Annotated in this window: 14 protein-coding genes and 3 rRNA genes; 10 read left to right on the top strand and 7 right to left on the bottom strand. The window is 66.2% G+C overall.

The window, feature by feature from the left end; all coding sequences use genetic code 11:
* Positions 1 to 252: 252 nt before the first annotated feature.
* From JOF37_RS06500 to JOF37_RS06485, 4 genes are read right to left on the bottom strand one after another with little or no spacing between them, the layout of a single operon-like run.
* The gene (locus JOF37_RS06500) at positions 253 to 975 is read right to left on the bottom strand and encodes an ABC transporter ATP-binding protein (RefSeq protein WP_210006104.1); all 723 of its coding nucleotides are present in this window, start codon (positions 973 to 975) and stop codon (positions 253 to 255) included.
* Entirely contained in the window at positions 972 to 2,006 is a 1,035-nt protein-coding gene (locus tag JOF37_RS06495; protein ID WP_210006103.1) for an ABC transporter ATP-binding protein, read from the bottom strand. The genes JOF37_RS06500 and JOF37_RS06495 overlap by 4 nt, the downstream gene beginning before the upstream one ends.
* Positions 1,996 to 2,976 carry a branched-chain amino acid ABC transporter permease gene (locus JOF37_RS06490; protein ID WP_210006102.1) on the bottom strand — a complete coding sequence of 327 codons (981 nt, stop codon included), beginning with the start codon at positions 2,974 to 2,976 and terminating at the stop codon, positions 1,996 to 1,998. Before JOF37_RS06490 ends, JOF37_RS06495 begins: the two co-directional genes overlap by 11 nt.
* Positions 2,977 to 2,981: 5 nt before the next feature.
* Complete coding sequence (locus JOF37_RS06485) at positions 2,982 to 4,256, bottom strand: branched-chain amino acid ABC transporter permease (protein WP_210006101.1); 1,275 nt, start codon at positions 4,254 to 4,256, stop codon at positions 2,982 to 2,984.
* A gap of 248 nt (positions 4,257 to 4,504) precedes the next feature.
* Between JOF37_RS06485 and guaB the strand changes: the two genes are divergently transcribed.
* The gene (guaB, locus tag JOF37_RS06480; RefSeq protein WP_210006100.1) at positions 4,505 to 6,010 is read left to right on the top strand and encodes an IMP dehydrogenase; all 1,506 of its coding nucleotides are present in this window, start codon (positions 4,505 to 4,507) and stop codon (positions 6,008 to 6,010) included.
* Between the two features lie 157 nt (positions 6,011 to 6,167).
* On the opposite strand, the gene JOF37_RS06475 is transcribed toward guaB, so the two are convergent.
* A complete protein-coding gene (locus JOF37_RS06475) occupies positions 6,168 to 7,001 on the bottom strand; it encodes a DUF559 domain-containing protein (protein WP_210006099.1) in 834 nt (277 codons plus the stop codon).
* Positions 7,002 to 7,354: 353 nt separating this feature from the next.
* A complete protein-coding gene (locus tag JOF37_RS06470) occupies positions 7,355 to 8,479 on the bottom strand; it encodes an FAD-dependent oxidoreductase (RefSeq protein WP_210006098.1) in 1,125 nt (374 codons plus the stop codon).
* A 67-nt stretch (positions 8,480 to 8,546) separates the two neighbouring features.
* Here JOF37_RS06470 and JOF37_RS06465 point away from each other — a divergent pair, with 67 nt between their 5' ends.
* From JOF37_RS06465 to rrf, 7 genes are all read left to right on the top strand, one after another.
* On the top strand, positions 8,547 to 9,665 hold the full coding sequence (locus JOF37_RS06465) for a GuaB3 family IMP dehydrogenase-related protein (protein WP_210007700.1): 1,119 nt from the start codon (positions 8,547 to 8,549) through the stop codon (positions 9,663 to 9,665).
* A 1-nt stretch (position 9,666) separates the two neighbouring features.
* Entirely contained in the window at positions 9,667 to 10,569 is a 903-nt protein-coding gene (locus tag JOF37_RS06460) for an SURF1 family protein (protein WP_372445424.1), read from the top strand.
* 10 nt (positions 10,570 to 10,579) lie between these two features.
* Positions 10,580 to 11,101, top strand: coding sequence for a DUF3817 domain-containing protein (locus tag JOF37_RS06455; RefSeq protein ID WP_210006097.1), 522 nt, complete (start codon positions 10,580 to 10,582; stop codon positions 11,099 to 11,101).
* Positions 11,098 to 12,678, top strand: coding sequence for a glutamine-hydrolyzing GMP synthase (guaA, locus tag JOF37_RS06450; RefSeq protein WP_210006096.1), 1,581 nt, complete (start codon positions 11,098 to 11,100; stop codon positions 12,676 to 12,678). The genes JOF37_RS06455 and guaA overlap by 4 nt, the downstream gene beginning before the upstream one ends.
* A gap of 606 nt (positions 12,679 to 13,284) precedes the next feature.
* Positions 13,285 to 14,804 (top strand): 16S ribosomal RNA (locus JOF37_RS06445).
* Between the two features lie 371 nt (positions 14,805 to 15,175).
* A 23S ribosomal RNA gene (locus JOF37_RS06440) occupies positions 15,176 to 18,282 on the top strand.
* A 99-nt stretch (positions 18,283 to 18,381) separates the two neighbouring features.
* A 5S ribosomal RNA gene (gene rrf, locus JOF37_RS06435) occupies positions 18,382 to 18,498 on the top strand.
* Together the 16S, 23S and 5S rRNA genes form the textbook arrangement of a ribosomal RNA operon.
* A 311-nt stretch (positions 18,499 to 18,809) precedes the next feature.
* Here the strand turns inward: rrf and JOF37_RS06430 are convergent.
* Positions 18,810 to 19,340, bottom strand: a complete 531-nt coding sequence (locus tag JOF37_RS06430) for a hypothetical protein (RefSeq protein WP_210006095.1) — start codon at positions 19,338 to 19,340, stop codon at positions 18,810 to 18,812.
* Between JOF37_RS06430 and JOF37_RS06425 the strand changes: the two genes are divergently transcribed.
* Both JOF37_RS06425 and JOF37_RS06420 read left to right on the top strand, forming a co-directional pair.
* A complete protein-coding gene (locus tag JOF37_RS06425; protein WP_271175001.1) occupies positions 19,329 to 19,976 on the top strand; it encodes a tetratricopeptide repeat protein in 648 nt (215 codons plus the stop codon). The two genes, JOF37_RS06430 and JOF37_RS06425, sit on opposite strands and share 12 nt — an antisense overlap.
* Positions 19,976 to 21,010, top strand: coding sequence for an HAD-IIA family hydrolase (locus tag JOF37_RS06420; RefSeq protein ID WP_210006094.1), 1,035 nt, complete (start codon positions 19,976 to 19,978; stop codon positions 21,008 to 21,010). The genes JOF37_RS06425 and JOF37_RS06420 overlap by 1 nt, the downstream gene beginning before the upstream one ends.
* Positions 21,011 to 21,030 lie beyond the last annotated feature (20 nt).

Genomic DNA, 21,030 nt, shown 5'->3' with positions numbered 1-21,030 from the left:
TCGCCGGTCCGCCTCCATCTGGCAGCTGCTGCCCCTTCCCTCGCAGGAAGGCGGCGCGACCTGCCAAGCCAGGCCCACGCGCGCGGCTGCCGCCCCTCCATCTGGCAGCTGCTGCCCCTTCCCTCGCAGGAAGGCGGCGCGAGCTGCCAAGCCGAGCCCACGCGCGCAGCTGCCGCCCCGCCAACAACTGCCATGCCAAGCCCGCGCGCCGCGCGTAGCCCGAGCCGAAGCCCGCCGCGGGGCGGGTCGGGGTCAGGTCCCGAGGGTGCCGAGGTACAGCCCGATGACCTTGGGGTCGTTGAGCAGCTCGCGGCCGGTGCCGGTGTAGGCGTCGCGGCCCTGGTCGAGGACGTATCCGCGATCGCAGATCTGCAGGCAACGACGCGCGTTCTGCTCGACCATGATCGTCGTGACGCCGGCCTTGTTGATCTCGGAGACCCGCAGGAACGCCTCGTCCTGACGCGACGGAGACAGTCCCGCCGACGGCTCGTCGAGCAGCAGCACGTAGGGGTCCATCATGAGCGCGCGGCCCATCGCGACCATCTGACGCTCGCCGCCCGAGAGCGATCCGGCCCGCTGCTGCAGGCGCTTGGCGAGGTCGGGGAAGATCGAGGTCACGAAGTCGGTGCGCTCGGCGACGACCTTGGGTCGCTGGTAGGCGCCCATCTGCAGGTTCTCGGCGATCGTGAGACTCGGGAACACGTTGTTCGTCTGCGGGACGAACCCCACGCCCTTGGCCACGAGCCGGTTCGCCCGCAGCCCCGTGATCTCGTCACCGTTGAGCTTGACCGACCCGGACCGCACCTTCACCTGGCCGAAGATCGCCTTGAGCATGGTCGATTTGCCGGCGCCGTTGGGGCCGATGATTCCCACGAGCTCACCCTTCGCGGCGGTGAGGTTCGCGCCGTTGAGGATGTTGACTCCGGGCAGGTAGCCGGCGTGGACGTCGGTCAGTTCGACGACGTTCTCGGTCACTTCTGGTCCTCTGCCTTCTGGTCGGCGGTCGTGCCGGAGGTCGGGCCCGCGGGTCCGTCCGTGGCCGGTGCCTCGTCGATCGCCTGGTCGAGCTCGTGCACGGTCTCGACGAGCTCCTCCGCCTCGGGCGGCAGCTCACCGGCGTGACGGCCCGTGACGACGCCGAGATCGACGTCCTGGTGGGCGCCGAGGTAGGCGTCGATGACCGCCGGGTTCTGCATGACCGTGTCGGGTGCCCCTTCGGCGACGACGCGGCCTTCCGCCATGACGACGACCCAGTCGGCGATGTGGCGCACCATGTGCATGTCGTGCTCGACGAACACGACCGTCATGCCGAGGTCCTTGAGGTCGAGGATGTGGTCGAGCAGCGACTGCGTGAGGGCCGGGTTCACGCCGGCCATCGGCTCGTCGAGCATGACCAGCACGGGGTCGCTCATGAGGGCGCGCGCCATCTCGAGGAGTTTGCGCTGCCCGCCCGAGAGCGACGCGGCGAAGTCCTTCTCTTTGGCGTCGAGCTTGAACCGCTTGAGCAGGCCGCGGGCCTTCTCGTCGATCTCGTTCTCCTGCTTGCGCCACAGGAACGGCAGGATGCCGGCGAGCATGCCCTCGCCGGTCTGCTTGGGCGCGCCGAGCTTCATGTTCTCGAGCACGGTGAGCAGGCCCAGCGACTTCGTCAGCTGGAACGTGCGCACCTGGCCCATGCGTGCTGTCTTGTAGGCAGGGATGCCGGCGAGGTTGTTGCCGTCGAACGACCACGACCCCGCGTTGGGCTTGTCGAAGCCGGTCAGCAGGTTGAACAGGGTCGTCTTGCCGGCACCGTTCGGTCCGATCAGTGCGGTGATGGCGCCCCGGGGGATCTCGAGGTGCTCGACGTCGACCGCGGTCAGACCGCCGAAGACGCGCTTGACGCCGTCGACGACGATGATCGGGTCGACCTTGGCGACGCCGGGGCGGATCTCGCCGCTGCCGTCGTCTTTGTGCAGGCCGGTCGCCTTGGGGCGCGGCGTCGGGGGTACGACATCAGCGGACAAAGGTCAGCTCCTTCTTGCTTCCGAGGATGCCCTGCGGGCGGAAGATCACCAGCAGCATCAGGGCCACACCGACGAGGACGAACACGAGCATCTGGCTCTGCTCGGTCGTCAGGAAGGGCAGCCATCCGATCTCCACCAGGGCGGGCAGCAGGTTCGACAGGAACGCCCGGACGACCCAGAACAGCACGGCGCCGAGCACCGGGCCGAAGATGGTCGCGGCACCGCCGAGCAGCAGGGCGGTCCAGACGTAGAACGTCTGCGAGGTGACGTAGACGTTGGGGTTCACGTTCGTGCCCATCGCGGTGACGATGCCGCCGGCCGCGATGATGACGCCGCCGACGATGAGCGCCTGCATCTTGAACGCGAAGACGTTCTTGCCGAGCGAGCGGACGGCATCCTCGTCTTCCCGGATGCCGCGGATGACGCGTCCCCACGGGCTGCGCATGAGCAGCCACACGAGGGTCACGACGATCGCGATCGTGATGATGCCGACGATGATGACCCACCACTGGTCGGACTGGTAGGTCCACGGCCCGAAGCCCCAACGGCCCGGCGGGAGCGGATTGCTCGCGCGGAAACCGGCCTGGAACCCGGAGAGGCCGTCGGCCGAACCGGTCTGATTGCGGAAGGCCGACGTGAGGAACAGCAGGCGCAGCACCTCGGCGGCGGCGATCGTGACGATCGCGAGGTAGTCCCCGCGCAGGCGCAGGGTGGGGATGCCCATGACCAGCGCGAACAGGACCGCCGCGATGAGGCCGATGAGGGCGGCGACCGGCCAGGCGAGACCGAACGTCAGGATCGAGATCGCGAAACCGTAGGCGCCGATCGCCATGAAGCCGGCGACGCCCATGTTCAGCAGTCCGGCGAAGCCGAAGTGCACGGACAGGCCGATGGCCGCGAGGACGTACCCGAGCGTGGCGGGCGCGAGGATCTGCGCCGCCGTGTTGCTGAGGATCTGGAGGAAGTTCACGATGCCTATCCGATTCGCTCTCGGCGCCCGAGGAGACCCTGCGGGCGGAACAGCAGGATGACGATCAGCACGACCAGCGCGCCGACGTACTTGAGGTCGGACGGGATCCACAGCGTCGAGACCTCGACGAGCAGTCCGACGATGATGGAGCCGAGCAGTGCGCCGAAGGCGGTGCCGAGCCCGCCCAGGGTGACCGCGGCGAAGATCAGCAGCAGGATGCTGGTGCCCATGTCCCACTTGATGCCCGGGCGGAAGTAAGCCCAGAGCACACCCGACAGACCGGCCAGCGCCGCCGCGACGACCCAGACGATCCGGACGACGCCGTCGACGTCGATGCCGCTGGCGGCCGCGAGCGACGGGTTGTCCGAGACGGCGCGGGTCGCGCGACCGATACGCGTACGCATAAGCCACCAGGCGAATCCGGCGATCACGACGAGCGAGACCCCCATGCTGACGAGGTCGGTGACCGTCAGGCGGATCGGTCCGAGGCCGGGGATGACCGAGGTCGAACCACCCGGCAGCTGCGCGGTACCGCCGCCGACGAACATCTGGAAGATGTAGCGCAGGGCGAGCGAGAGGCCGATCGAGACGATCATCAGCTGCACGGTGCCGAGACCGCGGCGGCGGAGGGGACGCCAGAGCCCGGCATCCATCGTCAGTCCGAACAGGGCCGATACGCCCACCGCCAGCGGGATCGCCACCCAGATGGGCAGGCCCAGCCCGGCGGAGAACAGCAGCGCTGACAGGGCGCCGAAGGTCACCATCTCGCCGTGCGCGAAGTTCGACAGTCCCGTCGTGCCGAACACCAGCGACAGGCCGATCGCGGCCAGCGCCAGCATGAGGCCGAAGTTCAGGCCGTTGACCGCTCGCGAGACCAGCTGGTCGACGAAGCTCGTGGTCTGCCGTTCGGCTGCCTCGAGCGTGAAGTTGCGGGTGATGGTGCTCGTCGCGCCGAACTCGACCTCGATGGTCGACTCGAAGCCGTCCGGAACCGACACCCCCGAGGGGAGGCTGTCTTCGACGAGTTCGACGGTGTAGGCGACATCCTTGGTCGGCACGCCGATCGAGAAGCTGCCTCTCTCGTTCGTCTCGCCTTCGGCTTCGAAGTCGCCGCCGGTCACGACGATCGTTGCGCCCTCGACGGGCTCACCGCCGGTGCGGACGTTGCCCGCGATCGTGAACGGTAACGACTCGGCGTCGTCTCCTGCGGCCATGGCGGGGGAGGCGATGCCCAGAAGCGTCACGGCAGCCAGAAGGCCGGCGATCAACGTCGAGAACATGCGCCTCGGGCGACGAGCAGCGCGCGTCATCGGGGTGATCGCCACTGGCACCTCCTGAGATAAGTGGTCGAACGCGCCGAGAGGTACCGGTTCGGTGGCTTCGGCGACACCTGAACGTATGCGCTGATTGTTGCCTGCGTGTTTCGGGTGCGCAACTTCGATCGCGGTGTGTCGTATGCGGGATCGCGGGCCGGGAATTCAGCGGGGCCTCGCGGCGCTTAGAATCGTCGAGACTTCAAGGAGCGCGCATGAGCGACTACAACGACCCGTTCGGATTCGTCGGCCTCACGTACGACGACGTCCTCCTCCTTCCGGGGCACACCGACGTCATCCCTTCCGAGGCGGACACCTCGTCGCGGGTGACCCGGCGGATCACGGTGGCGACACCTCTGCTGTCGGCGGCGATGGACACCGTCACCGAGGCGCGACTGGCCATCGCCATCGCGCGTGAGGGCGGCCTCGGCATCATCCATCGCAACCTCTCCATCGAGGAGCAGGCCGCGATGGTCGACCGCGTCAAGCGCAGCGAGTCGGGCATGATCACCGACCCCATCACGACCACGCCCGACGCGACGATCGAAGAGGTCGACGCCCTGTGCGGGCAGTACCGCATCTCGGGCCTGCCCGTCGTCGACGACGAGGGCCACCTGCTCGGCATCGTCACGAACCGCGACATGCGCTTCGTCTCGGGCTTCGAGCGCCAGACCACCAAGGTGCGCGACGTCATGACGAGCGAGAACCTCGTCACCGGGCGGGTCGGCATCGGAGCCAACGAGGTCATCGCCCTCTTCGCGCATCACCGCGTCGAGAAGCTGCCGCTGCTGGACGAGGATGGCAAGCTCGCCGGCCTCATCACCATCAAGGACTTCGACAAGAGCGAGAAGTACCCCCTGGCGACGAAGGACGACCAGGGTCGTCTCCGCGTCGGCGCCGCCATCGGCTTCTTCGGCGACGCCTGGCAGCGCGCCGAGGCCCTGCGCGACGCCGGTGTCGACGTCATCGTGGTCGACACCGCCAACGGCCAGTCCGCCGGTGTCATCGAGATGGTCAAGCGCCTGAAGGCGGATGCATCCTTCGAGCACATCGACGTCATCGGCGGCAATGTCGCCACGCGCGAGGGCGCTCAGGCCCTCATCGACGCCGGAGTGGATGCCGTCAAGGTCGGCGTCGGGCCGGGATCGATCTGCACCACGCGTGTCGTGGCCGGCGTGGGCGTGCCCCAGGTCACCGCGATCTACGAGGCGTCGCTGGCCGCTCGGGAAGCCGGCATCCCGATCATCGCCGACGGTGGCCTGCAGTACTCGGGCGACATCGCCAAGGCGCTCGTCGCCGGAGCCGACTCGGTCATGCTGGGCTCGCTGCTCGCGGGAACCGACGAGTCGCCGGGCGAGATCGTCTTCCAGGGCGGCAAGCAGTTCAAGCAGTACCGCGGCATGGGGTCGCTCGGTGCCCTGCAGACCCGCGGCAAGAAGACGTCCTACTCGAAGGACCGCTACTTCCAGGCCGACGTGCCGAGCGACGACAAGCTCATCCCCGAAGGCATCGAGGGTCAGGTCGCGTATCGCGGTCCTGTCTCGGCGGTGGCCTATCAGCTGATCGGCGGCCTGCGTCAGTCGATGTTCTACGTCGGCGCCCGCACGGTCGAGGAGCTCAAGGCGCGCGGCAAGTTCGTGCGCATCACCTCGGCCGGGCTCAAGGAGTCGCACCCCCACGACGTGCAGATCGTCGTCGAGGCGCCCAACTACAAGCGCTGATCTCACGCAGCGCTGCGCGTCCGGGCCGCCCGGGCTTGCAGCAACGTGAGCGGAGGAGATCTGCGCACCGGAGGACCGTCGAAAGGCGGCCACCCTCCGGTGTGCAGATCTCCTTCTGTGTGTAGGGCCGCATGTTGGGACGAGGCCGCACGCCGAGTCAGCGCGCACGGTGCAGCCCCTGAGCGACGGCGGTCGCGATGAGTCCGTGCACCTGCGGCCAGTCGTCGACGACCTGCGCATAGGTGACGCGGATGACGTGGTAACCGTGCAGCATGAGCCGCGCGTCGTGCTCGATGTCGGCTGCGCGTTGTCGCCCGACGTGGTGTCCGCCGTCGATCTGCACGACGAGGCGCTCGCCGATGAGCAGGTCTACCGGCCGCCCGAGCAGCCAGACCTGTTGCTGCAACGGCACGCCGAGCCAACGCAACCGCAACGGGAGGATCGTCTCGAGGCCCGAGTCCGAGAACGGCGCAGCCTGCGCCCACAGCTGCCGCGCGGCGGGTGGCAGATCGAGCCGACCCAGGACCTCGCGTGAGGTGAGCTGGCGCCGCAGCGCGGACTCCCAGATCACCAGCGCCGGTTCCACGGGCTGACAACGCGCCACGGTGACGAGGACGTTCTCGATGGGATCGACGAGGGCGTCCGGATGCCGCGGCACGGCCGGCTCATGCCAATGCACGGTGGCCCGGCCGGTCGGGGCTCGACCCGCGTGGGGCGGCGCGGCGACATGGGGTCGGTCCTCGGCGAGGACCCACAGGCCGCGCCGCCGCGCCGCGCTGACGCACGCGATCACCACGCCGTGGCGTGCGGCGGCGACGAGCTCCGCGTCAGCGTCCGGAAGAGCGACCCACCCGCGGCGTACTCGACGCAAAGTGCCCGTCTCGATGGCGGTCTGTATCCGGTACCGCGAGGCCCCGGCATCGTGGAGCGCGGTCGTCCGAGCGACACCGCCGGTTCGCCGCATCCATGACACGATTCGCTCCTCGTCCATGACGCGATACTCGGCGCCGCGGGTCTCCGGCGGTGGGGCGGGGAGCGGATCTGGGGGCGAGTGCCCGCCGGCGCGCGCTGGGGAGGAGCGATGTTCCCTCCGCCGGGGCGCTGGATCCGTCGCCGCGGGAGGAGTTCCGCGCGGGGGAGGAGAGCCGGCGCGGGAGCCGCCTCCGCTGTGCGGATCTCCTCCACATCGCAGCGTCCCCGCTACTCCGCAGCCTCCGCTACTCCGCAGCCCTCGCTCCTTCGGCGCCAGCGCTCGGGAGGAGATCTGCATAACGGAGGACCTCCGACGCGAGGCCTCCTCGGACGCGCAGATCTCCTCCGCTACGACATGCCCCCCCGCCCGGATCAGGTCGTCGGCAGGCGGAACGGAGCGGCGGCGCGCGCGGTGGGGTCGAGCGCGAGATCCGCCAGGGTCGCTCCGACGCCCGGCGCGAACTTGAACCCGTGCCCCGAGAATCCGGCACCCACGACGATCGAGCCGGCGCGGTCGAGCACGAAGGCGCTGTCGTCGGTCGAGGTGTAGGTGCACGACAGATGGACGGCCGAGGCGGAGTCGAGGCCCGGCATCCATTCGCGCACGTAGTTGACCAGGGTTTCGTGGTGCGTCGTGCGGTGCGGGCGTTCGTCGGGGTCCACCACGTCCCCCACGCGGTGGAAACCGACCTTCACGCCCTCGCCCGGCGTCGGCATGCCGTAGACGGGCGCGGGCCAGCGCTCGGGGTCGAGCCGGTGGTTGAACGACGGCCATGGGCCGGTGGTCGGGGCGAAGTGCGCGGGGGTCTCCTCGGTGACGATCAGCCGGGGCAGACGGATGCCGGGCAGCAGGGCCTCGGTCCAGGCGCCGAGCGTCGCGACGACGACATCCGCCTCGAGCTCGCCCCCGCTCGCCAGCGTCACGCGCGCGCCGCGCTCGCCGAGGTCGTCGATGGCTCGCACCGGCGAGTCCCATCTCACCTCGCCGCCCGCCGCGACGATCCGCCGCTCCAGTTCGAGCATCGCCGCCGCCGCTCGTGCGACGCCGGCATCCGGCGAGTACAGGACCTCGTCCTCGAAGCGCATGCCGGGCCAGCGCGCGGCAGCCTCGACGCCCGAGAGCAGGTGCGCGGGGATGCCGCGATCGCCGAGACGGCGCGCGATCGTGGCGAGTCCGCTGTCGGCGGGCGACGCTCCGTCGGCCCCGCCGCCGAGGTCGCTGCCGGCGCCGTGCGTCACGAGGCCGTGCCGCCGCAGCAGCGGTTCGCCGTCCACCTCGCCCAACAGGTCCCAGCCCTCGCGCGCCCGCTGCAGCAGGTCGAGGTAGTGGTCGTCGGCGTAGGCGTTGTTGAAGTTGCGCGTCGCGCCGTGCGAGGCACCGTGGGCATGTCCGCGCCCGAAGCGCTCCAAAACGACGGGCTGCTCGCCCCGACGGGTCAGCGCCCAGGCGGTGGCGAGTCCCATGATGCCGCCGCCGACGATCACGATGCGTGTCATCCCGCCAGCATCCCATCCGACCGCCGGATGCCGCGTCCGGACCGGCCGGTAGGCTGAGGGGGTGACCATGGAGATCGAGCTCGGCCGCGCCAAGCGCGCCCGTCGGGCCTACGCGTTCGACGACATCGCGGTCGTGCCCTCGCGGCGCACCCGCAACCCCGAGGACGTGTCGACCGCTTGGTCGATCGACGCGTTCCAGTTCTCCATCCCCGTGCTGGGCGCTCCGATGGACTCCGTCACGAGCCCGCGCACGGCCATCATGCTGGGCCAGCTCGGCGGCCTCGGCGTGCTCGACCTCGAGGGGCTGTGGACGCGCTACGACGACCCCGAGCCCCTGCTCGCCGAGATCGCAGCGCTGCCCGAGGCATCCGCGACGCGTCGCATGCAGGAGCTGTACGCCGAGCCGATCAAGCCCGAGCTCGTGCGCGACCGCCTCGCCGAGATCCGCGCGAGCGGCGTCACCGTCGCCGGATCGCTCACCCCGCAGCGCACGCAGGAGCTGTACGAGACCGTCGTCGCCGCCGGCGTCGACCTGTTCGTCATCCGGGGCACGACCGTGTCGGCCGAGCACGTGTCGAGCGTCGACGAGCCCCTCAACCTCAAGCGCTTCATCTACGACCTCGATGTGCCCGTCATCGTCGGTGGCGCCGCCACCTACACCGCGGCGCTGCACCTCATGCGCACGGGCGCGGCCGGTGTGCTCGTCGGATTCGGCGGCGGTGCGGCCTCGACGACGCGCGCGACCCTCGGCGTGCACGCGCCGATGGCGACGGCCGTGGCCGATGTGGCCGGTGCGCGCCGCGACTACCTCGACGAGTCCGGCGGGCGTTACGTCCACGTCATCGCCGACGGCGGCGTCGGAACCTCCGGCGACATCGTCAAGGCGCTCGCGATGGGAGCGGATGCCGTCATGCTCGGCGTCGCGCTCGCCCGCGCGACCGACGCCCCCGGCCAGGGCTTCCACTGGGGGCCCGAGGCGCACCACTCGATGCTGCCGCGCGGTCGCCGCGTCGCCGTCGACCAGGTCGCGTCGCTCGAAGAGGTGCTGTACGGCCCGGCACCGGTCGCCGACGGCACGGCGAACCTCATCGGCGCGCTGAAGAAGTCGATGGCCACCACCGGCTACTCCGACCTGAAGGAGTTCCAGCGCGTGGAGGTCGTGGTCGCGCCGTACAGCGTGCGGTGACATGAGCCCGGTTCCCCCCGCTCCCCGCGCGACGATGGCGTTCGCGCCGACCCTGCGCGAGGTGATGCTGCGCCCGTGGTGGCTCGGCATGCTCGCATTCGCGCTGCTGGTCGCGGCGGTGTTCGCGTGGCTCGGCCAGTGGCAGCTCTCGCGCGCCGTCGACACGTCGCCGCCGCCGCCGGGGCAGACCGAACAGGTCCGGCCGCTGTCCGACGTGGTCGGCCCGGGGGAGTACCTGCCGGAACCGCTGGTCGGACAGCGCGTCGAGGTCCGCGGATCGTTCGTGCCAGGTGACTTCGACGTGGTGTCGTCGCGTTTCGATCGCGGGATCGAAGGCTTCTGGGTCACGGGTCAGCTGCGGATCGACCCCGCCGACATCGGGTCGACCGATCCCACCTCGTTGGCCGTCGCGGTCGGGTGGACCGACGACCGCGACGAGGCCGAGGCGGCGGCATCCGCTCTCGACGCCGACCCGCCGCGCGAGGTGACGGTGACCGGTCGCATCATCTCGGACGAGGGTCCCGCGCTCCCGCCGCGCGGTGCCGACCCGCAGGAGCTGACCCGGATGTCGTCGGCTGCGCTGCTCTCGCGCTGGAGCGACACCGCGGGGTTGGACGTCTACCGCGGATACCTCACGTCGGCCGAGGCGTTCGGGGGGCTCACCGCGATCGATTCGCCGGCCCCCGACGAGCGCTCGAACGTCAACTGGCTGAACATCTTCTACGCGGTCGAGTGGGCCGTGTTCGCCGGCTTCGCGTTCTACATGTGGTACCGCCTCGCGAAGGACGCCTGGGAGAAGGAGCTGGAGGACCTCGAGGATGCCGTCGACGGCGACGAATCGGGCGACGCTTCCGCCCCCGACGGCGCGGTGCCGGCGGAAAGCGCACCGTCGTCCCGCGATTAGACTGGATCCCATGCCCCGCGCCCCGAAACTCGCCAGCTTCCCGGCGATCCGGAACGCTCTGCGCTTCTACCAGATCTGCTCTGTCGTCACGGGTGTCGGTCTGCTCCTGCTGCTCGCGGAGATGATCCTCAAGTACACCCCCCTCCACACGGAGCTGTTCGCGGGGGGCTCGGGCGGGCTGCTCTGGTTCGCGCCCGTCATCGCGGGTGCCGACTGCGAGTGGTGGTCGCTGTTCGTGCCGCAGACGAACTCGTGCGAGATGCTCTCGACGGGCGACGGGTTCAACATCTCGCTCGCGATCCTCGTCGTGCACGGGTGGTTCTACGTCGTGTACCTCTTCTCGTGCTTCCGCGTATGGAGTCTCATGCGCTGGACGTTCCCCCGCTTCATCCTGCTCGCCCTCGGCGGCATCGTCCCCGCCCTGTCGTTCTTCATGGAGGCCCGCGTCGGCCGCGAGGTGCGGAAGTACCTCGCTGAGCGCGAAGCAGCGGAAGCCGCCGCATCCATCCCCGCCACGGAAGGCACCCGGTGACCACCCAGACCGAAACGTCCCAGCGGCCCGTCCTCGTCGTCGATTTCGGTGCGCAGTACGCGCAGCTGATCGCTCGTCGCGTGCGCGAGGCCGGCGTCTACAGTGAGCTCGTCCCCCACACCGCCACCGCGGAGGAGATCGCCGCGAAGGATCCGGTGGGCATCATCCTGTCGGGCGGCCCGTCGTCGGTGTACGAGCCGGGCGCCCCGGCGCTCGACCCCGGGGTTTTCGACCTGGGCGTGCCGACGCTCGGCATCTGCTACGGATTCCAGGTGATGGCGCAGACCCTCGGCGGCGAGGTCGCGAACACCGGGCTGCGCGAGTACGGCGCGACGGATGCGACGATCGTGACCGAGGGGACGCTGCTCGAGGGGCAGCCCGCGGCGCAGAACGTGTGGATGAGCCACGGCGACCAGGTGTCACGCGCCCCGGAAGGCTTCGAAGTGCTCGCGCGCACCGCGGCGACGCCGGTCGCGGCCTTCGCAAACGACGTCCGGAAGTTCTACGGGGTGCAGTGGCATCCCGAGGTCAAGCACTCCGATCACGGGCAGAACGTCCTCGAGAACTTCCTCCACAAGGCCGCCGGCCTGCCCGCCGACTGGAACAGCGGCAACGTCATCGCCGAGCAGGTCGAACGCATCCGCGAGCAGGTCGGATCGGGCCGGGTGATCTCGGCACTGTCCGGCGGTGTCGACTCCGCGGTGTCGACCGCGCTCGTCCACAAGGCGGTCGGTGACAAGCTGACGGCGATCTTCGTCGACCACGGTCTGCTCCGGAAGGGAGAGCGCGAGCAGGTCGAGAACGACTACGTCGCCTCGACGGGTGTGCGCCTCGTGACGGTCGACGCTCGCGAGCGCTTCCTCGAGGCGCTCGCCGGCGTGAGCGATCCCGAGCAGAAGCGCAAGATCATCGGGCGAGAGTTCATCCGCGCATTCGAGCAGGCCGAGCGCGACCTCATGGCCGAGGCGGAGGCCGACGGCGAGCCGATCCGATTCCTGGTGCAGGGCACGCTCTACCCCGACGTCGTCGAGTCCGGCGGGGGCGCCGGAACCGCGAACATCAAGAGCCACCACAACGTGGGAGGACTGCCCGAAGACCTTCAGTTCGAGTTGATCGAGCCGCTGCGCACCCTGTTCAAGGACGAGGTCCGCGCGATCGGGCGCGAGCTGGGGCTGCCCGAGGCGATCGTCGGCCGCCAGCCGTTTCCGGGGCCCGGCCTCGGAATCCGCATCGTGGGCGAGGTCACCGCTGACCGTCTCGAGATCCTGCGTGACGCCGACGCCATCGCTCGGGCGGAGCTGACCAAGGCGGGACTCGACGCCGAGATCTGGCAGTGCCCGGTGGTGCTTCTCGCCGACGTGCGCTCGGTCGGGGTGCAGGGTGACGGTCGCACGTACGGTCACCCGATCGTTCTCCGTCCGGTTTCGAGCGAGGACGCGATGACGGCCGACTGGACGCGGCTGCCCTACGACGTGCTGTCGAAGATCTCGAACCGCATCACGAACGAGGTACGCGAGGTCAACCGGGTGGTGCTCGACGTGACGTCGAAGCCCCCGGGGACCATCGAGTGGGAGTGAGTCGGGGCTGATCTCGACGAAAACGGCGGATGCCGCGGCCGAAGGGCTGCGGCATCCGCCGTTTTCCGCGTCATGACGCGGAACCTGGGGCTCAGCGGGGCACGCGACACGCCCGGGATGTCAGCTCGCTTTGCCACGATCGCCGGAGCCGCGTAACTTATTACTTGTTCGCCCCACAGGGAAGAGCGAGAAGGCCGGAAGGCCTACGCCCCCTCAAGCGGAGAACGAAAACCATCCCAAACCTCTTGCGAGAACAAGACGCTTGCGTCTAGGATGGTAACTCCACCCCGAACTGCAGTCCTCGACTGGCACGGAGCACTCGTTCCGGAGACAGATCGAAGCGCGTCGAGGGTGGGGTATGGTTGTGAAGTTGCCCTCTGGGCTGGCTGTGAGGTCAGTTGGGGGAGCGTCCGATCCTTGAGAACTCAACAGCGTGCACTTGTCAAATGCCAAATAACCTCGACTCCACTTCGGTGGGGTGAGATTCCTTTGGATCAAAGACCTTCCCTTTGGGGGAGGCAACGGATAGTCAGCAATGATTTATCTCTTTGGTCAGCATCAAACTCGCTGCTCCAGTCTTTTTCCGGCTGGTCGCAGCAGATTTTCTTTACGGAGAGTTTGATCCTGGCTCAGGATGAACGCTGGCGGCGTGCTTAACACATGCAAGTCGAACGGTGAAGCAGAGCTTGCTCTGTGGATCAGTGGCGAACGGGTGAGTAACACGTGAGCAATCTGCCCCTGACTCTGGGATAAGCGCTGGAAACGGCGTCTAATACCGGATACGAGCTGCGATCGCATGGTCAGTAGCTGGAAAGAATTTCGGTCAGGGATGAGCTCGCGGCCTATCAGCTTGTTGGTGAGGTAATGGCTCACCAAGGCGTCGACGGGTAGCCGGCCTGAGAGGGTGACCGGCCACACTGGGACTGAGACACGGCCCAGACTCCTACGGGAGGCAGCAGTGGGGAATATTGCACAATGGGCGGAAGCCTGATGCAGCAACGCCGCGTGAGGGATGACGGCCTTCGGGTTGTAAACCTCTTTTAGCAGGGAAGAAGCGAAAGTGACGGTACCTGCAGAAAAAGCGCCGGCTAACTACGTGCCAGCAGCCGCGGTAATACGTAGGGCGCAAGCGTTATCCGGAATTATTGGGCGTAAAGAGCTCGTAGGCGGTCTGTCGCGTCTGCTGTGAAAACCCGAGGCTCAACCTCGGGCCTGCAGTGGGTACGGGCAGACTAGAGTGCGGTAGGGGAGATTGGAATTCCTGGTGTAGCGGTGGAATGCGCAGATATCAGGAGGAACACCGATGGCGAAGGCAGATCTCTGGGCCGTAACTGACGCTGAGGAGCGAAAGGGTGGGGAGCAAACAGGCTTAGATACCCTGGTAGTCCACCCCGTAAACGTTGGGAACTAGTTGTGGGGTCCATTCCACGGATTCCGTGACGCAGCTAACGCATTAAGTTCCCCGCCTGGGGAGTACGGCCGCAAGGCTAAAACTCAAAGGAATTGACGGGGACCCGCACAAGCGGCGGAGCATGCGGATTAATTCGATGCAACGCGAAGAACCTTACCAAGGCTTGACATATAGAGGAAACGGCTGGAAACAGTCGCCCCGCAAGGTCTCTATACAGGTGGTGCATGGTTGTCGTCAGCTCGTGTCGTGAGATGTTGGGTTAAGTCCCGCAACGAGCGCAACCCTCGTTCTATGTTGCCAGCACGTAATGGTGGGAACTCATGGGATACTGCCGGGGTCAACTCGGAGGAAGGTGGGGATGACGTCAAATCATCATGCCCCTTATGTCTTGGGCTTCACGCATGCTACAATGGCCGGTACAAAGGGCTGCAATACCGTGAGGTGGAGCGAATCCCAAAAAGCCGGTCCCAGTTCGGATTGAGGTCTGCAACTCGACCTCATGAAGTCGGAGTCGCTAGTAATCGCAGATCAGCAACGCTGCGGTGAATACGTTCCCGGGTCTTGTACACACCGCCCGTCAAGTCATGAAAGTCGGTAACACCTGAAGCCGGTGGCCCAACCCTTGTGGAGGGAGCCGTCGAAGGTGGGATCGGTAATTAGGACTAAGTCGTAACAAGGTAGCCGTACCGGAAGGTGCGGCTGGATCACCTCCTTTCTAAGGAGCATCTGGCACTTCGGTGTCCAGGCCCCCGATCAGAGCGAATGTCTCTGCGGGGTGCTCATGGGTGGAACATTTGACATGGTGCGAAGGATGAAGGTTTCTTCTAGTACGCCGCTTGCGGTGGGAACGGGGGAGTTTTCGGGTGTCGCACCTGCACGCTGTTGGGTCCTGAGGGACCGGATGAGAGTCCGCAACCTCTGGGCCTTTTCTTCATGCTGCTGGTCAGTGTGGGGGGAGGGTACCGCCCGTACTTTGAGAACTACACAGTGGACGCGAGCATCTTCGATGCGACACCTTTGGGTGTTGTGTCGTGAAGATGATCTTAAAGATCATTAGTCAATTTTTTGACGATTCAACTCATGTGATTTCAAGTCTTTAAGAGCAAACGGTGGATGCCTTGGCATCTGGAGCCGAAGAAGGACGTAGCAATCTGCGATAAGCCTCGGGGAGTGGATAAGCACACTGTGATCCGAGGATTTCCGAATGGGGAAACCCCGCTGGGCGGCGTGCCGACCTAGTGACTCCCGCCTGAATATATAGGGCGGGTAGAGGGAACGTGGGGAAGTGAAACATCTCAGTACCCACAGGAAGAGAAAGCAACCGCGATTCCGTTAGTAGTGGCGAGCGAAACCGGATCAGGCTAAACCTTGCGTGTGTGATAGCCGGCAGGCGTTGCACGTTGGGGGTTGTGGGACTTTTCTGATCATTCTGCCGAGTGGTCGACGTTACAAGAAGGTATAGACGAACAGGTTTGAATGCCTGGTCATAGAGGGTGCGAACCCCGTAGTCGAAATGCTTCTCTTGGCGTGAAGAGTATCCCAAGTAGCACGGGGCCCGAGAAATCCCGTGTGAATCTGTCAGGACCACCTGATAAGCCTAAATACTCCCAGATGACCGATAGCGGACAAGTACCGTGAGGGAAAGGTGAAAAGTACCCCGGGAGGGGAGTGAAATAGTACCTGAAACCGTTTGCTTACAAACCGTTGGAGCCTCCTTAGTAGGGGTGACAGCGTGCCTTTTGAAGAATGAGCCTGCGAGTTAGCGATACGTGGCGAGGTTAACCCGTGTGGGGTAGCCGTAGCGAAAGCGAGTCTGAATAGGGCGATTCAGTCGCGTGTCCTAGACCCGAAGCGAAGTGATCTATCCATGGCCAGGTTGAAGCGACGGTAAGACGTCGTGGAGGACCGAACCCACTTAGGTTGAAAACTGAGGGGATGAGCTGTGGATAGGGGTGAAAGGCCAATCAAACTTCGTGATAGCTGGTTCTCTCCGAAATGCATTTAGGTGCAGCGTTGCGTGTTTCTTGCCGGAGGTAGAGCTACTGGATGGCCGATGGGCCCTACAAGGTTACTGACGTCAGCCAAACTCCGAATGCCGGTAAGTGAGAGCGCAGCAGTGAGACTGTGGGGGATAAGCTTCATAGTCGAGAGGGAAACAACCCAGACCACCAACTAAGGTCCCAAAGCGCGTGCTAAGTGGGAAAGGATGTGGAGTTGCTCTGACAACCAGGAGGTTGGCTTAGAAGCAGCCACCCTTGAAAGAGTGCGTAATAGCTCACTGGTCAAGTGATTCCGCGCCGACAATGTAACGGGGCTCAAGCACGCCACCGAAGTTGTGGCATTGACATTATTGGTAGGCCTTCGTGGTCCAGCCGTGTTGATGGGTAGGAGAGCGTCGTGTGGCCAGCGAAGCGGCGGTGTGAACCAGCCGTGGAGGCTACACGAGTGAGAATGCAGGCATGAGTAGCGAAAGACGTGTGAGAAACACGTCCTCCGAAAGACCAAGGGTTCCAGGGTCAAGCTAATCTTCCCTGGGTAAGTCGGGACCTAAGGCGAGGCCGACAGGCGTAGTCGATGGACAACGGGTTGATATTCCCGTACCGGCGAAGAACCGCCCAAGCTAATCCAGTGGTGCTAAGAGTCCTAACCCGGGCTTAGTTGACCCCTTCGGGGTGAGACGGTCCGGTCTAACGCTCGACCCCATGCTGGTGCGGCTAGCGTATTAACAGGTGTGACGCAGGAAGGTAGCCCAACCCGGGCGATGGTTGTCCCGGGGCAAGTGCGTAGGCCGAGTCATAGGCAAATCCGTGACTCATACAGGCTGAGACACGATGCGGATAAAAAGTGGGTGATCCTATGCTGCCGAGAAAAGCATCGACGCGAGGTTCTAGCTGCCCGTACCCCAAACCGACTCAGGTGGTCAGGTAGAGAATACCAAGGAGATCGAGAGAATCGTGGTTAAGGAACTCGGCAAAATGCCCCCGTAACTTCGGGAGAAGGGGGGCCTTCCACTTATTAGGATTTACTCCGAAAGGGTGTGGAGGCCGCAGAGACTAGTGGGTAGCGACTGTTTACTAAAAACACAGGTCCGTGCCAAGTCGCAAGACGATGTATACGGACTGACGCCTGCCCGGTGCTGGAAGGTTAAGAGGACCGGTTAGCCGCAAGGCGAAGCTGAGAATTTAAGCCCCAGTAAACGGCGGTGGTAACTATAACCATCCTAAGGTAGCGAAATTCCTTGTCGGGTAAGTTCCGACCTGCACGAATGGCGTAACGACTTCCCAACTGTCTCAACCGCGAACTCGGCGAAATTGCACTACGAGTAAAGATGCTCGTTACGCGCAGCAGGACGGAAAGACCCCGTGACCTTTACTACAGCTTGGTATTGGTGTTCGGTGTGGCTTGTGTAGGATAGGTGGGAGACTTTGAAGCGGTGACGCCAGTTACCGTGGAGTCATTGTTGAAATACCACTCTGGTCACTCTGGATATCTAACTTCGAACCGTAATCCGGTTCAGGGACAGTGCCTGGTGGGTAGTTTAACTGGGGCGGTTGCCTCCCAAAAAGTAACGGAGGCGCCCAAAGGTTCCCTCAACCTGGTTGGCAATCAGGTGGCGAGTGTAAGTGCACAAGGGAGCTTGACTGTGAGACTGACAGGTCGAGCAGGGACGAAAGTCGGGACTAGTGATCCGGCAGTGGCTTGTGGAAGCGCTGTCGCTCAACGGATAAAAGGTACCTCGGGGATAACAGGCTGATCTTGCCCAAGAGTCCATATCGACGGCATGGTTTGGCACCTCGATGTCGGCTCGTCGCATCCTGGGGCTGGAGTAGGTCCCAAGGGTTGGGCTGTTCGCCCATTAAAGCGGTACGCGAGCTGGGTTTAGAACGTCGTGAGACAGTTCGGTCCCTATCCGCTGCGCGCGTAGGAAATTTGAGAGGATCTGACCCTAGTACGAGAGGACCGGGTTGGACGAACCTCTGGTGTGCCAGTTGTTCCGCCAGGAGCACCGCTGGTTAGCTACGTTCGGGATGGATAACCGCTGAAAGCATCTAAGCGGGAAGCCGGCCTCAAGATGAGATTTCCATGCCTTCGGGCGAGAGGCTCCCAGCCAGACTACTGGGTTGATAGGCCGGATGTGGAAGCGTGGTAACACGTGAAGCTGACCGGTACTAATAAGCCGATGACTTGATAACACACCGTTTTTGGTGCTTGCGTCCACTGAGTGGTTCTCGATGTACGGTCGAGAACCGCATAACGATCAATCGTTGTGCAGACTGAAACATCAATAGTGTTTCGGCGGCCATAGCGTGAGGGAAACGCCCGGTTACATTCCGAACCCGGAAGCTAAGCCTCACAGCGCCGATGGTACTGCAGGGGGGACCCTGTGGGAGAGTAGGACACCGCCGGACTTCTTTCGTGAAATGGCCACCCAGTGCTGGGTGGCCATTTCTCGTTTCCGGACGAAAGGAACGTCGTGACTGAAGAAGACCGCCCGAGATCAGAGCGCAAGCCTCGATACACCGCCGCGGACTCCAACGCACGACGGCCACGTCGGGACGAGAACCCCCGGGGGGACCGCGGGAACGACGCACGTCCGCGTCGCGATGGCGATGAGCGTCCGCGTCGCGAGGGCGATCGTCCGTCGTATCCGCGACGGGACGGCGATCAGCGGCCCCGCCGTGATGGCGATCAGCGCCCGCGTCGCGAGGGCGATCGTCCCTCATACCCGCGCCGCGACGGCGACCAGCGTCCGCGTCGCGATGGCGATGCCCGCCCACGCCGTGAGGGCGATCGCCCGTCGTACCCGCGCCGGGACGGTGATCAGCGTCCGCGCCGGGATGGCGACGCACGTCCGCGTCGTGAGGGGGACCGCCCCTCGTACCCGCGCCGCGACGGTGAGTCCCGTCCGCGCCGTGAGGGTGACCGCGCGTCGTATCCGCGCCGCGACGGTGAGTCCCGTCCGCGCCGTGAGGGTGACCGCGCGTCGTATCCGCGCCGCGACGGCGATCAGCGTCCGCACCGCGACGGTGACTCCCGTCCGCGCCGTGAGGGGGACCGCCCCTCGTACCCGCGCCGCGACGATCGCGATGGGGGAGCGCGCGCGTCGCGTCCGCCGCAGGGCTCGGAGCGCCGCGACATCCCGCGTGGTCCGGAGATCCCGGAAAGCGTCACGGCCCGCGATCTGCCCGGTGCCGCGCGCAACGAGCTGAAGACGCTGAGCAAGGAGAACGCGGAGCAGGTGGCCCGCCACCTCGCGATGGTCGCCCAGCTCATCGAAGAGGACCCGCAGCTGGCCCACGAGCACGCGCTGGCGGCATCCCGTCGCGCCGGCCGCGTCGGCGTCGTGCGCGAGACCGTGGCCATCACCGCCTACGCCGTCGGCGACTACGCCCTGGCACTGCGCGAACTGCGGACGTACCGGCGCATCTCGGGCAGCGACGACCAGATCGCACTGATGGTCGACAGCGAGCGCGGTGTCGGGCGTCCCGATCGCGCCCTCGAGGTCGGCCGCGCGGTGGACCGCGCAAGCCTGCCTGTCGAGGTCCGCGTCGAGCTGGCGATCGCGATGTCGGGCGCACGGCTCGACCTCGGTGAGACGGAGCGCGCGCTGCAGGAGCTCGACATCCCCGAGCTCGATCCCGACCGAGCGTTCTCGTGGAGCCCGGCACTCTTCGCCGCTCGCGCCGCCGTGCTCGACGACCTGGGCCGCACCGACGAGGCCGCCGTGTGGCAGCGCCGTGCGCTCGTCGCCGAGGAAGCGCTCGGCGCCAGCGACGCGGACCGCGAGATGATCGTCGTCGATGACATCGACGAGAGCGATGCCGAAGACGAGTCGAACGCCGAGGAGAGTGAGTCCCCGGCATCCGAGGAAGGTACGAGCCGCTGATGGGACTGTTCTCGCGTGCCGGAGCGACGCCGCTGGACGGCGTCGACGCTGTTCTCGCAGACCTGGACGGCGTCGTGTACGCGGGGCCGGGGGCCCTGCCGCACGCGATCGAGAGCCTGAACCGCGCGGGGGAGTCCCGCCGTCTGGGGTACATCACGAACAACGCGTCGCGACGCGACGCCGTCGTGGCGGAGCACCTGCAGCAGCTCGGACTGACCCGCACGCGACCCGAGGACGTCATCACGAGCCCTCAGGCGGCGATGCGTCTGCTTCGCGAGCGCGTGCCCGCCGGTGCGACGATCCTGGTCGTCGGCGGCGACGGTCTCGTCCACGAGCTGGAGAAGGCCGGCTACGTCCCGACGCGATCGGCGGAGGACGCGCCGGCCGCCGTCGTGCAGGGCTTCGCGCCCGACGTGGGGTGGGCGCAGCTCGCCGAGGCGGCGTACGCGCTGGCGCTGCCGGAGGACGAGGGCGGGATCCCCTGGATCGCCACGAACACCGACTGGACGATCCCGCAGGCGCGCGGCGTCGCTCCGGGCAACGGCACGCTCGTGTCGGCCGTCCACACGGCGGTCGGCCGTCTCGCAACCGTTGCCGGCAAGCCTGAGCGGCCGATCTTCGACGAGGCGGTCGCGCGGTTCGGTGCCGCCAACGCGCTGTTCATCGGGGATCGGCTCGACACCGACATCGCCGGTGCGCAGGCCGCCGGTCTGCAGTCCGCGCTCGTGCTGACCGGCATCGACCGCCCCAAGCACCTGCTCGCGGCCCCCGCGAACTCGCGGCCGACGTACATCCTCGGCGATCTGCGCGAGCTGCACGAGCCGTACCCCGAGACCCGCACGAAGGGCGACACGACGACCGTCGGGCGGGCGTCGGTGCGGATCGACGGCGCCGACATCATCGTGCTCGACGAGGGCGACCGTCCCATCGACCTCGTGCGCGCGGGCGCCGCCGCCATCTGGGCGACCGGCCGTGCGATCTACGGCTTCCGGGTGCCCGAGCGGCTGTACGCCGATCCGTTCCACCGTCCCTGACGCCGCGTATCGTGGGAGTC

It is taken from the genome of Microbacterium imperiale (assembly GCF_017876655.1).
GTDB lineage: Bacteria > Actinomycetota > Actinomycetes > Actinomycetales > Microbacteriaceae > Microbacterium > Microbacterium imperiale.
The sequence above is the reverse complement of the archived record's forward strand: the minus strand, read 5'-3'. Positions and strand labels throughout refer to the sequence as shown.